General features: G+C 70.0%; 11 protein-coding genes. All 11 read left to right on the top strand.

Annotated elements, in window-relative coordinates; all coding sequences use genetic code 11:
* Positions 1 to 13: 13 nt before the first annotated feature.
* The 11 genes from ASD35_RS20790 (at position 14) to ASD35_RS20740 (ending at position 13381) form a co-directional block, all read left to right on the top strand.
* On the top strand, positions 14 to 1606 hold the full coding sequence (locus tag ASD35_RS20790; RefSeq protein ID WP_082580313.1) for a beta-xylosidase: 1593 nt from the start codon (positions 14 to 16) through the stop codon (positions 1604 to 1606).
* Positions 1607 to 1983: 377 nt separating this feature from the next.
* Complete coding sequence (locus tag ASD35_RS20785) at positions 1984 to 2898, top strand: hypothetical protein (protein ID WP_157275684.1); 915 nt, start codon at positions 1984 to 1986, stop codon at positions 2896 to 2898.
* A 36-nt stretch (positions 2899 to 2934) separates the two neighbouring features.
* Complete coding sequence (locus tag ASD35_RS28200; protein ID WP_056876847.1) at positions 2935 to 3312, top strand: hypothetical protein; 378 nt, start codon at positions 2935 to 2937, stop codon at positions 3310 to 3312.
* Positions 3309 to 4184, top strand: a complete 876-nt coding sequence (locus ASD35_RS20775; protein ID WP_056876846.1) for a M28 family metallopeptidase — start codon at positions 3309 to 3311, stop codon at positions 4182 to 4184. Before ASD35_RS28200 ends, ASD35_RS20775 begins: the two co-directional genes overlap by 4 nt.
* A 347-nt stretch (positions 4185 to 4531) precedes the next feature.
* On the top strand, positions 4532 to 6367 hold the full coding sequence (locus tag ASD35_RS20770; protein ID WP_235538409.1) for a thiamine pyrophosphate-binding protein: 1836 nt from the start codon (positions 4532 to 4534) through the stop codon (positions 6365 to 6367).
* Positions 6364 to 7167: a citrate/2-methylcitrate synthase gene (locus tag ASD35_RS20765; protein WP_056876845.1), complete on the top strand. Its 804-nt coding sequence runs from the start codon at positions 6364 to 6366 to the stop codon at positions 7165 to 7167. The genes ASD35_RS20770 and ASD35_RS20765 overlap by 4 nt, the downstream gene beginning before the upstream one ends.
* A 137-nt stretch (positions 7168 to 7304) precedes the next feature.
* The gene (locus ASD35_RS20760; protein WP_056876844.1) at positions 7305 to 8129 is read left to right on the top strand and encodes a hypothetical protein; all 825 of its coding nucleotides are present in this window, start codon (positions 7305 to 7307) and stop codon (positions 8127 to 8129) included.
* A gap of 34 nt (positions 8130 to 8163) precedes the next feature.
* The gene (locus ASD35_RS20755; RefSeq protein WP_056876843.1) at positions 8164 to 10248 is read left to right on the top strand and encodes a TonB-dependent siderophore receptor; all 2085 of its coding nucleotides are present in this window, start codon (positions 8164 to 8166) and stop codon (positions 10246 to 10248) included.
* A gap of 82 nt (positions 10249 to 10330) precedes the next feature.
* Entirely contained in the window at positions 10331 to 11299 is a 969-nt protein-coding gene (locus tag ASD35_RS20750) for a hypothetical protein (protein ID WP_056876842.1), read from the top strand.
* Between the two features lie 8 nt (positions 11300 to 11307).
* The gene (locus tag ASD35_RS20745) at positions 11308 to 12972 is read left to right on the top strand and encodes an ATP-binding protein (protein ID WP_157275683.1); all 1665 of its coding nucleotides are present in this window, start codon (positions 11308 to 11310) and stop codon (positions 12970 to 12972) included.
* Between the two features lie 124 nt (positions 12973 to 13096).
* A complete protein-coding gene (locus ASD35_RS20740) occupies positions 13097 to 13381 on the top strand; it encodes a hypothetical protein (RefSeq protein ID WP_235538408.1) in 285 nt (94 codons plus the stop codon).
* Positions 13382 to 13469: the final 88 nt, after the last annotated feature.

Raw genomic sequence — 13469 nt, 5'->3', positions numbered from 1 at the left:
GCGGCACCCTCCAATGAGCACATCCCTTTCCCTTCCCCGAGGCGTTGTCAGCCTCGCGGCGACGCTCCTTTCACTCGGCCTGTGCGCGGCGACCCCTGCGGCCACGCCCGCCGCTCGTGTGGTGACGCTGGACCGCGCTGCGGCGACCCAGCCCATGGACCGCTTCTTCGACCTCTCGGTCGGTGCGGACTACCCGGGCACCACCGGCCGCCCCGAGAACCTCGCCCAGCTCAAGACGGCTGCCGACGAGCTGGGCTTTCGCTACGTGCGCTTCCACGACATCTTTCACGACGTCTACGGCACGGTGAAGAAGGACGGCGACAAGCTGGTGTTCGACTGGACCGGCATCGACAAGCTGTACGACGGCATGCTGGCCAGCGGCGTCAAGCCCTTCATCGAGCTGGGCTTCACGCCCGCCGTGATGAAGACCTCCGACCTGAAGGTCTTCTACTGGAAGGGCAACACCTCGCACCCGCAGCCGGGACCCTGGATGGAGTTGATCGACGCCTTCGCGCGCCACCTCATCCAGCGCTACGGCATCGACGAAGTGCGCAAGTGGCCGTTCGAAGTGTGGAACGAGCCCAACCTCGACGGCTTCTGGGAGAAGGCCGACCAGAAGGCCTATTTCGAGCTGTACGCCAACACCGCGCGCACGCTCAAGAAGGTGGACGCCGGGCTGAAGGTCGGCGGCCCCGCGACGGCCGGCGCTTTCTGGGTGCCCGAGTTGCTGGCCTATGCCAAACAGGAAGGCGTGCCGGTCGACTTCGTCACCACCCACACCTACGGCGTCACGGAAGGCTACCTCGACGAGTTCGGCAAGTCGGACCGCATCCTGGACCCCAACCCCGACGCCATCGTCGGCGACGTGCGCCGCAATCGCAAAGAGATCGAAGCTTCGCCGTTCCCCGGCCTTCCGCTGTACCTCACCGAGTGGAGCACCAGCTACAACCCGTACGACAAGGTGCACGACAGCTACATCAGCGCACCGTGGATCCTGACCAAGCTGCGCGCCACACGCGGCTATGCGCAGGCGATGAGCTACTGGACCTACAGCGACCTGTTCGAGGAGCCGGGCCCTCCGCCCCGCGCCTTCCATGGCGGCTTTGGCCTCATGACACGCGATGGCCTGCGCAAGACCACTTGGTTCGCCTACAAGTACCTCAACGCGCTGCGCGGCAATGAGATCCCGAGCGCGGACGACAAGGTGCTGGCTGCGGTCGACGGCGACAAGACGGCCGTCGTGGCATGGGACTGGCAGCATCCTGATCAAAAGAGCATCAGCAACGGCGTGTTCTTCGCCAAGCCGGTGCCCAACGGCCCGGCGCCAGGGGTCAAGCTCGCGCTGCGCAACCTGAAGCCCGGCGCCTACCGGCTCGAGCTGCGCCGCGCCGGCTACAAGGCCAACGACGCCTATACCGCCTACCTCGAGATGGGTTCGCCCATCAACCTCGATGCGGCGCAGCTTGCCAAGCTGCAGTCACTGACCCGCGACCTTCCCGAAGTAAAGCGCACCGTCAACATCGGCAAGGACGGCCTGCTGAACTTCACTGTGCCCATGCGCAGCAACGACGTCACCTTGCTGACGCTGGACCCCATCAAGCGCTGAGCCGCCGAAATTCGGAACTTTCATGACCTACTCGAGCACCTTCATGTCCGACTTCATCCGCGGCCTCGCGGCCACTGGTCCTCAAGCGGCAGAGGATGGGTTCTTCGTCCAAGACGTCGCCAGTTTCCCGGGCGCTCTTGCTATTTCCGATGATGCTGATTGCCACTGCGACGAAAGTCCGGGTCGAGTCGGTTATCGATGCCCGGTGGAAGCTGTCCCGCTGCCCACCGAACGTCGGCTTGGCGGCCTGGACCGGTCCTTGGCGGGACACCGGTAAACGGCAGCAATCGCTGCAAAGCAGCCCTCGCCGGCGCCTGTCGTCCGCGCCGCCCTTGCAGCGCCGCTAGCATCGCCGCACGCCTACGGGGAGCTTTGCCATGCTGGAGGTCCAAGTCGTCCGAACCCTGTCCGTAGAGACAGATGCCACAGTGGGCCACCTCAGCGCTGCCAGCGGTTTGGTTCAGGTGGGGTGGCGGTTGTTTGTCGTCGCCGATGACGAGCACACGCTGGCCTTGTTTGACTTGGCGGGCGAGCGCCCCGGCCGGCTGCACCGCCTCTTCGACGGCGAACTGCCCGACAAGCCGAAGGCGCGCAAGGCCGCCAAGCCGGATCTGGAGGCGCTGGCCCATTTGCCGCCTTGGCCGGGCTGTCCGTACGGCGCTCTGTTGGCCGTAGGTTCAGGGTCGCGACCGCAGCGCCAGCGCGCGGCCCTGCTGGCTTTCGACGAGCCGGGTGAACTCCAGGGCGCCGCCCGCGAGATCGACCTCTCGCCCTTGTATGCGCCGCTGCAGGCCCGGCACGAGCAACTGAACATCGAAGGCGCCTTTGTGACCGCCGGCCGCTTCTGCCTGCTGCAGCGGGGCAACCAGGCCAGCCCGGTCAATCTGCTGATCAGCCACGACTGGCCGGCGATCCAGGCCTGGCTGGACGGCACCGCACCGGCGCCGCAGCCGGTCTCCAGCACGCCGCTCGACCTCGGCGACATTGACGGGGTGCCGTTGTGCTTCACCGATGGCGCGGCGCTGCCGGACGGCGGATGGGTGTTCTGCGCGGCGGCGGAGGCCACGGAGGACAGCTATCTGGACGGCCCCTGCCGCGGGTCGGCCGTCGGCGTCGTGGCGGCGGACGGGCGCTTGCTGGGCGTGTGGCCGCTGTCCCTGCGCTGCAAGGCCGAGGGCATCGCGATGACCGTGGCGAACGGCGCGCTGCAACTGCTGCTGGTGACCGACCCGGACGACCGCGACGCGCCGGCCTTGCTGCTGTCGGCGAGCCTGCCGGACCCGCGCGCTTGACTAGGATGAGTCGCACCTGACGCCACGCCTCCCACCATGACCGCCAAGAACGCCTTCGTCGCCGCCACGCTCGCCGTAGCCAGCCTCGGGGCCTTTGCCCAACTGCAGCCCGTCGACACGGCCGACCCCGTCGCCCCGCTTGTCAACCAGCTGGACCTGGACAAGTACAAGGCCACCATCAAGGGCCTGACGCAGTTCGGCGACCGGCGCCAGGGCACGGCGCGCAACCGGGCGGCGCTGGACTGGATCGAGGCGCAGCTGAAGCGCTACGGCTGCACGAACACCGAGCGGCTGCGCTATGACTTCACCGAGCCGGCCAAGCGCGGGCCGGTGCAGTTGCAGCCGCTGCGGGCCGGCGGCCCGGCGGCGCAGGCGGCGGCACGCTGTTCGGCAGGCGCGCGCCCATCGGCGTGAACACCGACCCCATGGCCCAGCCCGACGAGAAGCTGCGCGCGCTGAACAGCGAGCAGACGCCGCTGGGCACGGGCCCGCGCGAGAGCCTCTATTGCACGAAGGTGGGCGCCACCCGGCCCGACGAGATGGTCATCGTGTCGGCCCACATGGACGGCATCGGTTACGGCGAGGCGGCCAACGACGATGGATCGGGCACGGCGCTGGTGATGGAGCTGGCGCGGGTCTTCAACGCGCCGGGCGTGGCGACGGAGCGGTCCATCCGCTTCATCCTCTGGAACAACGAGGAGAGCGGGCTGAACGGCGCCCATGCCTATGTGGCCCAGCGCAAGGACTTGCAGGGCATCGATTCGCCCAAGGGGTCAGGGCTTTACCCGGAGCCGAAGTGGCTGGCCGTGATCCAGCACGACATGCTGCTGTTCGACGACGGCATGCCGGTGCCCAAGCTGGACGCCGCGGGCAAGCCGGTGCTCGATGCGCGTGGCCAGCCAGTCTACACGGCGCCGTCGGCCCAGCGCGCCGAAGCGGACGTGAACATCGAATTCCAGGTCAACTCGAAGCAGACCGATGCCTCCGCCAAGCTGGCGTGGGCGCTGCGCGCGGCCAACGAGAAGTACGCGACGGACTACCCGGTGGCCGTGGGCAACCGCATGACCAACACCGACTCGGTGCCTTTCATGGACCATGCACCCGCCGTCTCCGTGCGCGAGAGCGAGCGGGGCATGCAGATCGGCGCCGGCTGGAACCCGCACTGGCACCAGCCCACCGACGTGTACGCGACCTACTCGGACAAGGACTTCCTGCTCGGCCTGAATGCCGCGCAGACCACGCTGGCCGCCGTGGCCCAGCTGACCGGTGCGCGAGGCAAGCCCTGACCCCCTGGGACCTGCGCAGTAGTTCACGAACTGCGCACCACGCTCCCGTGTTTTCCCGCATTCGCGGGGATGTGGGTAAGTTTCACCTCGATACAGTTGCGTTCACTGCGCGGGGCCAAGGCTTCATGCGCAGACAACAGATGACGCGGGGCTAGTCAGGCCCACCGCGCACACAGGGGGAGCAAGGCCATTGGAACGTTGCGTCCATTGGCCGTTCAAGGGTCCACCTGGGTGGGCTTTTTTCAAATCCCGATGTCGTGCGGACATGCCGGTGACTGCTGCTCAACGCAGCGTTGCCGCAGCCCGTCGCGGTGTCCTGTTGCCGACCGCCTGCTGACTGCTGCCCCGTGGAAACAAACACTGCTCTCGCCCCCTTCTATGCCGAGGCGCCCGCCCTGGTGCGCGAACCCGCCGCCCGTGACGTCGCCGACCTGCTCGTCGAAGCGCTGGAGGCGCTGGGCGTGGAATACGTCTTCGGCGTGCCCGGCGGCGCCATCGAGCCGCTGTACAACGCCCTGGCCCGCAGCGGCCGGCGCGGCGGCCCGCGCGCCGTCGTGGCCCGCAACGAGCAGGGTGCCGCGTACATGGCCGACGGCTATGCCCGCGAGACCGGCAAGATCGGCGTGTGCATCGCCACCTCGGGGCCGGGCGCCACCAATCTGATCACCGGCGTCGCCTGCGCCTACGACAACAACGTGCCCATGCTGGTCATCACCGGCCAGCCGCCGATCAAGAACTTCGGCAAGGGCGCACTGCAGGAGTCCAGCTGCACGGGCATCAACACGATGGCGATGTTCCGCCCGTGCACGCGCTACAACTCGCTGGTCTCGCATGCCGAGCAGCTGCCCACCAAGCTGTTCAACGCGCTGATGCAGGCGCAGCGCGCCCCCAGCGGGCCCAGCCACCTGTCCATTCCCGTGGACATCATGCGCGCCCCAGTTTCCAGCGACATGGAAACCCCAGATTTCGCCGGTTTGCTGCGCCGCGCGCCGGCGCTGGTGGACCTGCCCGCCGTGCGCGAGCTGGCGCGCCTGCTGTTCTCGGCCCGTTCGCCGGTCTGGCTGGTCGGCGATGGCTGCGGCGAGGCTGCCAACGAACTGATGCAGCTGGTGCAGCGCACCGACGGCACGTTCATCACCACGCCCGATGGCAAGGGCTTCGTCAACCCGCGCCACCCGCGCTTTCGCGGCGTGTTCGGCTTCGGCGGCCATGCCAGCGCCGCCGAGCTGCTGTCCAGCGAGCCGGATCTCGTCATCGCCCTCGGCACGGGTTTCGGCGAGTTCAACAGCGGCGGCTGGTCCACCGCGCTGCTGAACAGCCGCCTCGTGCATGTGGACGACAGTGACGAGAACCTGATGCGCTCGCCGACGGCGCGGCTGCATGTGCGCGGCCACATCAAGTCGGTGTGCGAGCAGTTGGTCTCGCTGCTGGCCTCGCCGAAGGACGCGGCGCTGCTGCCCTTCCTGCATCCGCAGGCCGGCCGCCAGGCCTATGAAGCCATGGTCGACAACGTGCAAGCCGTGCGCAGCGACAGCGCGCCGGTGAAGCCGCAGCGCCTGCTCGCGACGCTGGGCGAGCGCTGCCCGCCGCAGACCCGCTTCGTAGCGGACGCCGGCAACAGCGCCGCGTGGGCGGTGCACTACCTCGCGCCGAACGAGCAGCGCAGCGGCCGTGCGGCCGGCGGCAGCGAGCGGCCCGCCGGCAAGGAGCGGCGTACGCGCAACTCCAGCTGGCTGCGCGTGACGATGGACTTCGCGCCCATGGGCTGGGCCATCGGCTCGGCCGTCGGCATCGCGATGGCCAACCGCCGCTGCCCGGTCGTCTGCCTGACCGGCGACGGCAGCTACCTGATGAACGGCCAGGAGATCACCGTCGCCGCCGAGCTCGGCCTGCCGGTGCTGTACGTCGTGTTGAACGACGGGGCGCTGGGCATGGTCAAGCACGGCCAGCGGCTGGCCGGCGCCGAGCCCATCGGCTTCGAGCTGCCCAAGGTCGACTTCGCGATGATGGCCGCCGCCATGGGCATCCCCGGCCATGTGATCCGTTCGTCGCAGGACCTGGACGCGCTGGATTTCAGCGCGCTGCTGTCGCGCCGCGGGCCGACGCTGCTGGACGTGCGCATCGATGGCGAGGAAGTGCCGCCGATGAACCTGCGCATGAAGACGCTGGGGACGGCGCAATGAGCGCGCCGCAGCGGCTGCACACGCGCATCTGGCAGGAAGAACCCGAGCCCGACAACGCCTTCGCGGCGCGGGCCGCGTTCTGCCATGGCTACGACGTCTATGGCGAAATGCTGGGCCGGGTGCGCTGGACGGAAATGCTCTTCCTGCTGTTCAGCGGTGAGGCGCCGTGGCCCGAGCAGACCGAGTTGCTGGAAACGCTGGCCGTGGCGCTGGCCAACCCGGGGCCGCGCGACCCCGCCGTGCAGGCGGCCATGGCCAGCAGCACCGGCGGCGCACCGGCCGCGGCGGCGCTGATGGCCGCGTTGTCGGTCGGCGCCGGCCGCCAGGGCGGCGCGCGCGATGTGTTCGACGCGATGACGGGCTGGGTCGAATGCGGCATGGAGCTTGCGGCCTGGCAGGCGCGTCTGGCCGATGCCGCCCCGCAGCGGCTGGAGATCTGGCCGTCGAGCGACCGCGCAGCCGGCTTCGACCCGCACGGGCGCCGCACGTCCGGCATCGTGCTGCAGGCGCTCGACCAGCTGGCCGCGCACCCGTTGGCGCAGCGCCTGCGCTGGCTGGCGGAACACCGCACGGCGCTGGAGGCCACTGCCGGCCTGCCGCTGGCCATGACCAGCGTCGCCGCCGCGGCCCTGGCCGACCTGGGTTTCAACCCCGAGCAGGGCGAGATGCTGCACCTGCTGCTGCGCCTGCCCGGCGCGGCCGCGCACGCACTGGAGCAGCGGGCCCTGGGCTACAAGCGCTTTCCATTCCCGCCGGTCGATTTGCAGGACGACCCGGGCAACCGGGCAGTGGCGGCGTGAGCGCGGCCGCCCGGCCGCTCGAAGGGCGCGCTCGCGTCCCTCTTGGAGGGACCCGCGAAGCGGAGGGTGCCCCATTGAGTGCGGCCGCCCGGCCGCCCGAAGGGCGCGCTCGCGTCCGCGAAACGGAGGGTGCCCGAGTGGACGGGCCGGAGGCGCTCGCGGCCCAGGCCGACGTGCTGCGCACGCGCGTGGGCGCCTGCTGGCCCGGCACGCGGGCCGTCTTCCGCGGGCAGGACTTGCACCGCGACCTGGACGGCATCAGCTGGATGGGCTTGTACGTCTTCGGCATCACGGGGCGCCGCTTCGCGGCCAATGAGCTGCGCGTGCTGGAGGGCATCTGGACGATGACCAGCTATCCCGACACGCGGCTGTGGAACAACCGCGTCGCGGCGTTGGCGGCGAACGCGCGCAGTCCCTCGGTGCTGGGCCTGTCGGCCGCCATCGCGACAACCGAGGCCGGCGTGTTCGGCGGCGGGCCGGGGCTGCAGTCCATCGACTTCTTCCTGCGTGCGGGCGAGAAGCTGCGCTCCGGCGAATCGGCCGAGGCCATCGTCGCGGCCGAGCTGCTCGCCGGCCGGCGCATCCTCGGCTTCGGCCGCCCCATCCACGCCACCGACGAGCGCCTGCCACCGCTGATGCGCCTGGTCGAGCGCGAGGGGCTGGACCGGGGCCTGCACTACCGGCTGGCCTTCGACGTCGAGCAGGCGCTGCTCCGGCGCAAGCCCTTCCTGAAGCTCAACTTCGCCGGCCTCACCGCGGCGCTAGCGGCCGACCTGGGCTTCACGGCGCGGCAGTACCAGCTCTACAACATCCTCAAGACCTTGGCCGGCATGCCGCCCTGCATCGTCGAAGCCGCGGAGAAACCCGAAGGCACGCTGATGCCCATGGCTTGCGAGAACGTGAGGTATGAGGGGCATGCACCCCGCAGTTGGTCGGGAAGACGGCTTGGCCCCATCTCATAATCGCGGCCCCGAAACCCCCTTCAGCAGGTGCCGTATGCCGCGTGGTTCTGCAGGTCTTGTGGGTCTGGCCGCCGCACTGGCCCTGTCGCCGGGCCTGGCGGTGTCGCAGACCGATGAAGACGAACTGGCGCTGGCCTATGGCGACCAGCGCTCGGTGAGCATCGCCGCGGGCAGCCGCCAGTCGCTGCGCCAGGCGCCGGCGGTGGCCAGCGTCATCACGGCCGAGGCCATCAGCGCGATGGGCGCCGTCGACCTGGACGAGGTGCTCGCCTCGGTGCCCGGCCTGCATGTCGGTCGCTCGGCCAACCAGTACATGCCGCTGTACGTCTTCCGCGGCATCTACAGCCAGTTCACGGCGCAGGTGCTGCTGCTGCAGAACGGCGTGCCGATGACCACGCTGTTCGTCGGCAACAAGGGCAATGTCTGGGCCGGTTATCCGGTCGAGCACATCGCGCGCATCGAGGTCATCCGCGGCCCCGGCTCGGCGCTGTACGGTGCGGACGCCTTTGCCGGCGTCATCAACATCATCACCAAGACCGGTGCCGACACGCCCGGCACGCGCGTCGGCCTGCGCGGCGGTTCGTTCAAGAGCCGCGACGCCTGGGTGCTGCATAGTGGCAAGCTCGGGCCGCTGGATGTCTCGGCCTACCTGCGCGTGGGCAGCACCGACGGCGCCCGCAGCCTGATCGACAAGGATGCGGCCCAGCCCGCGGTGACGCACGCCCCGGGCCCGATCAACGTTGGCCATGACGCCGTCGACGCCAACCTGGAGCTGGGCAACGGCGCCTGGCGGGCGCGGCTGGGCTACAAGCTGCGCGGCGACGTCGGTACCGGTGCCGGCGTCGCGTCGGCGCTGGACCCCACCGGCAAGGGGCGCAGCGAGCGCACCCACGCCGACCTGTCCTGGACCGAGCCGCAGGTCACTTCAGACTGGGGCGTGGGCCTGCAGGCCAGCTTCCTGCACTACGCCGAGACCGCCACCACGAACTACGTGCTGCTGCCGCCGGGCACGGTGCTCGGCCCGGGCAATGTCTTCACCGACGGCCTGATCGGCGGGCCCAACAAGTGGGAGCGGCAGCTGCGCCTGTCGGGCTATGCCACCTACTCGGGCCTGGCGGGCCACAGCATCCGCCTGGGCGTGGGCCATGACGACCTCGACCTCTACAAGACCACCGAGTACAAGAACTTCAACCCCAACTTCAGCCGCATCGGCACTGGCTCCTGGGCCGACGTGACGGACTTCTCCGGCACGGCGCTGAAGTTCATGCTGCCGCAGCAGCGCAAGGTGGACTACCTGTACGCGCAGGACGAATGGCGCTTCCACCCCGACTGGATCCTCACGGCCGGCGTGCGCCGCGACCACTACTCGGACTTCGGCGCGACCACCAACCCGCGCCTGGCGCTGGTGTGGAGCGCCGCCTACGACCTGACCGTGAAGCTCATGCATGGCCGCGCCTTCCGGGCGCCGTCCTTCAACGAGCAATACAGCATCAACAACCCGGTGGTTGGCGGCAACCCGGCCATCAAGCCCGAGACCATCCGCACCACCGAGGCCGCGCTGGCCTGGGCGCCGGCCGACAGCCTGCAGCTGAACCTGACGCTGTTCCGCTACGCGATGCGCGACATCATCCGCGGCGCGCCCAACCCGGCCGCGCCGCCCGCCAACCTGATCCAGAACCGTGGTGGCCAGGACGGCCGCGGCGCGGAACTGGAAGTCGTCTGGGACGCATCGCGCAGCCTTCGCATTTCGGGCAACTACGCTTTCCAGCGCTCGGTGGACCAGGACACGCGGCTGGACGCCGGCTATGCGCCGCACCACCACGCCTACCTGCAGGCCGACTGGGCTGCGGTGCGGGGCGCCACGCTCTCCGGCCAGCTCAACCATGTCGCCGGGCGCCACCGGCCCGCGGGTGATGCGCGTGCCCCGGTCAAGGACTACACGACGCTGGATCTCGCGGCCCGCACCCGGCTGGGCGCCTCGGACTGGGAGCTCTCGGTGATGCTGCGCAATGTCTTCGATGCCGATGCGCGCGAACCCAGCCTTGCGGGCGGCGGCATCGTCAACGACCTGCCCGTGGCGCCCCGCGCCGGCTACGTGCAGGCGCAGTACCGCTATTGAGGGGCTGAGCTCTTCGAGGCAAGGCCTGGCCCTTCCATAATCCCGCCCTTCCGTCCTGACCCAGCTGTTCAGCGCATTCCCCTTGATTGACTTCCCCGCACCCGCCACACGCCGCGCCGTGTTGCGCCAGGCTTTCGGCGGTGCCGTGGCGATGGCCGGGGCAGGTGCGGGCGCTGCCGAACTGGGGCGTTCGCTGGCGGTCGTCTACCCGGAGCTGGGCGAACCCTTCCGCCAGGTCTTCGCCACCATCATCGAAGGCATCGAGGACAAGCTCGGCGGCGCAGTCACCAGCCTGGCGGTCGCCAACAGCGCCGACCCGGCGCGGGTGGCCGAAGACATCCGCCGCCGCGACCTCCAGGTGCTCATCGGCCTGGGCCGAGGCGGCATGCGCATCGCCACGGCGCTGGCGGGCGAACTGGCGGTGCTGGTGGGCTGCGTGGTCTCGGTGCAGGAGTCGGAGGCGCGCAGCTTCCCCGTGCACACGCTGGCGCCCGACCCGGGCCTGCTGCTCGCGCGGCTCAAGCGCCTGCGGCCGTCGACGCGGCGCGTGCACGTCGTCTACGACCCCAAGCTGAACGCCTGGCTCGTGAAGCTGGCGCGCGAGGCCGCCCGCATCGAAGGTCTGGAGCTGCTGGCCCAGGAGGCCGCCGACCCGTCCGGCGCGTTGCGCGCCTACTCGCAGCTGTTGGCGGCGGCCGACCCCGCGCGCGACGCGGTGTGGCTGCCGCAGGACCCGACGACGGTGGACGACAACGCCGTGCTGCCGCTGGTGCTGAGGGAGGGCTGGAACCGCAACATCGCCGTCTTCTCCAGCCATGTGGCCCACGTGCGGCGCGGCGCGCTGTTCTCGCTCTACCCTGACAACCGCGAACTCGGCCGCACGCTCGCCACCGCGGCCCAGCGGCTGGCGGCCGCACCGAAGACCACCGCGGCCGGGGTGTTGCCGTTGCGCCAGGCGCTCGCCGCCATCAACATCCGCACCGCCGCGCACCTGGGGCTGGACGTGGCCGCTGCGCAGTCCGGGTTCGACCTGGTCTACCCCTCCAACTGAGTCCCAGCTTGACGCAACCCTTGCCACTCGACAGCCAGCCGCCCGCCGTCCTGCGGGACGCCTCCGCAGGCCAGCGCCCGGGCGCGCGCCGGCCCTGGCCGCTGCGCGTGTACGCGCGCTGGCTGCACGAGGCCTCCTTCCGGCGCCACCTCAGCGTGGCCGTCGCGCTGGGTGCGCTGTGCCTGGCGCTGCTAATGGCCGCCGTCAACGCCTGGCAGGGCGGCCGCCAGGTGCGCGCCATGTTGATGGAGCAGGGCGGCCGCATCGCCGCCAACCTGGCCGCCAACAGCTCGCTGGCACTGCTGTACGCCGCCGCCGACAACGCCGAGGAGGCCGTGCGGTCCACGCTGGCCTTCCCGGACGTCATGGGCATAGAGATCCGCGATACCAGCGGCCGCCTGCTGCTGGCGCTGGGCCCTGGCGGCGACAAGCTGCCGGCCGCCGCGGCGCGGGGGCGCGCGGCCAGCGAGCCCTGGCTGGACCTGGAGACCGAGGACAGCTGGGCCTTCGCGGCGCCGGTGTGGACGCGGCCCGAGCCGTCGCCCTTCGACGTCACGCTGCAGCCCGCGCAGCAGCTGGGCCAGGTGCGCATCATCCTGAGCAAGGCGACGCTGCACCGCACGCAGGCGTCGCTGTTCATCGCCAACTTCGGCATGGCGCTGCTGTTCGCGGCGCTGTTCCTGTTCTTGGTGCGCTTCCTGGCGCTGCGCCTGACGCGGCCACTGGCGGCGCTGTCGCAGGCGATGGAGAAGGTGGAGGCGGGCGACAGCGACGCGCGCGCACCGGCCGGCGGCCCGCGCGACATCGCCGCGATGGCCGACACCTTCAACCGCATGCTGGCCGTGCTGCAGGAGCGCGAGGCCGAGCTGGGCGCCCACCGCGACCACCTCGAGGAGCTGGTGCGCGCGCGCACGCTGGAGCTCATCGAGGCCAAGGAGCGCGCCGAGGTGGCCAGCCGCGCCAAGAGCCAGTTCCTCGCGCGCATGAGCCACGAATTGCGCACGCCGCTGAACGCGGTGATGGGCTATGCGCAGATCCTCAAGATGGACGAGGCCGTGACGGCCAAGCAGCGCAATGGCCTGGACATCATCCACAGCAGCGGCCAGCACCTGCTGACCCTCATCGTCGACATCCTCGACCTGTCGCGCATCGAGGCTGGCAAGGGTGAGTTGCGCATCGTGCCGGTGGACCTGGTGACGCGACTGAACGCCGTCGCCGACATCGTGCGCGTCATGGCTGTGGACAAGCAGATCACGCTGGCCGTGGAGCTCGATCCGCGCCTGCCGCCGGTCGTGCTGGCCGACGAGAAGCGGCTCAGCCAGATCCTGCTGAACCTGCTGGGCAATGCAGTCAAGTTCACGCAGCTCGGCGGCGTGACGCTGCGCGCGCTGGCCTTGCCATCGGCCGAGACGCTGGCCGGCCATGTGCTGCTGCGCTTCGAGGTGGAGGACAGCGGCGTTGGCATCGCCGAGGACCAGGTCGAGCGGCTGTTCGAACCGTTCGAGCAGGCCGGCAGTGCCGACCAGCGCGTCGCCGGCACCGGCCTGGGCCTGGCCATCAGCCGCCAGTTGGTGCGCATGATGGGCGGCGAGATCCGGCTGGAAACGCGGCTGGGCGAAGGCAGCCGGTTCTGGTTCGAGATCAGCGTGCCGGTGCCCACGGCTCTGAGCTGAAGGCGGTTTCCTACACGCTCAAGCGCCGCAGCGCACCGCCGGCGCGCCCAAGGGCCTACAACCCGCGCGCCGCGCCGGGCGCACAGTCATCTCCACGCTGTCGTCACTTTCCGTGGAGGTCGCGATGTCACAACTTCAGAACAAACCCCGCCTTGCCGAGATGGACCAGCCCGATGCGTTCGGCGCTGCCGCGCAGTCGTCCGCCCAAGCCACCCATCTGCTGCACTTCGAGCCGTTGACCGCCGGGGATGCCGGTCTGGACGTGCCCTGCGACCCGCAAGGCCGTGTCGGTCTGGATGCGCTCGGCGACAAGCTGCGCAACGATTACTTCTTCGCCCGGACGTTGATCGGCCGCCTGTTCGCCGCGCCGACGGTGCGCCACGTGGCGCGCGCAACGGCAAGGGCCTGAGCGCCGGAGCCTGCTACCGCTTGAACGGTTAGGCCTTGTCCTACGCCAGGTTTGCGGTGCGCCCGACGGCGGCCGCGTGCAATGCGCT

Source organism: Pelomonas sp. Root1444 (genome assembly GCF_001426885.1).
GTDB lineage: Bacteria > Pseudomonadota > Gammaproteobacteria > Burkholderiales > Burkholderiaceae_C > Pelomonas.
Note: the sequence above shows the minus strand (reverse complement) of the source record. Positions and strands in the feature narration are given on the sequence as shown.

What these genes read in the sequence shown, in the direction of transcription:
- ASD35_RS20765 (WP_056876845.1), top strand. Translation starts at nt 6,364, where the DNA reads ATGAGCGCGCCGCAGCGGCTGCACACGCGCATCTGGCAGGAAGAACCC.
- ASD35_RS20740 (WP_235538408.1), top strand. Translation starts at nt 13,097, where the DNA reads ATGTCACAACTTCAGAACAAACCCCGCCTTGCCGAGATGGACCAGCCC.
- ASD35_RS28200 (WP_056876847.1), top strand. Translation starts at nt 2,935, where the DNA reads ATGACCGCCAAGAACGCCTTCGTCGCCGCCACGCTCGCCGTAGCCAGC.
- ASD35_RS20755 (WP_056876843.1), top strand. Translation starts at nt 8,164, where the DNA reads ATGCCGCGTGGTTCTGCAGGTCTTGTGGGTCTGGCCGCCGCACTGGCC.
- ASD35_RS20785 (WP_157275684.1), top strand. Translation starts at nt 1,984, where the DNA reads ATGCTGGAGGTCCAAGTCGTCCGAACCCTGTCCGTAGAGACAGATGCC.
- ASD35_RS20790 (WP_082580313.1), top strand. Translation starts at nt 14, where the DNA reads ATGAGCACATCCCTTTCCCTTCCCCGAGGCGTTGTCAGCCTCGCGGCG.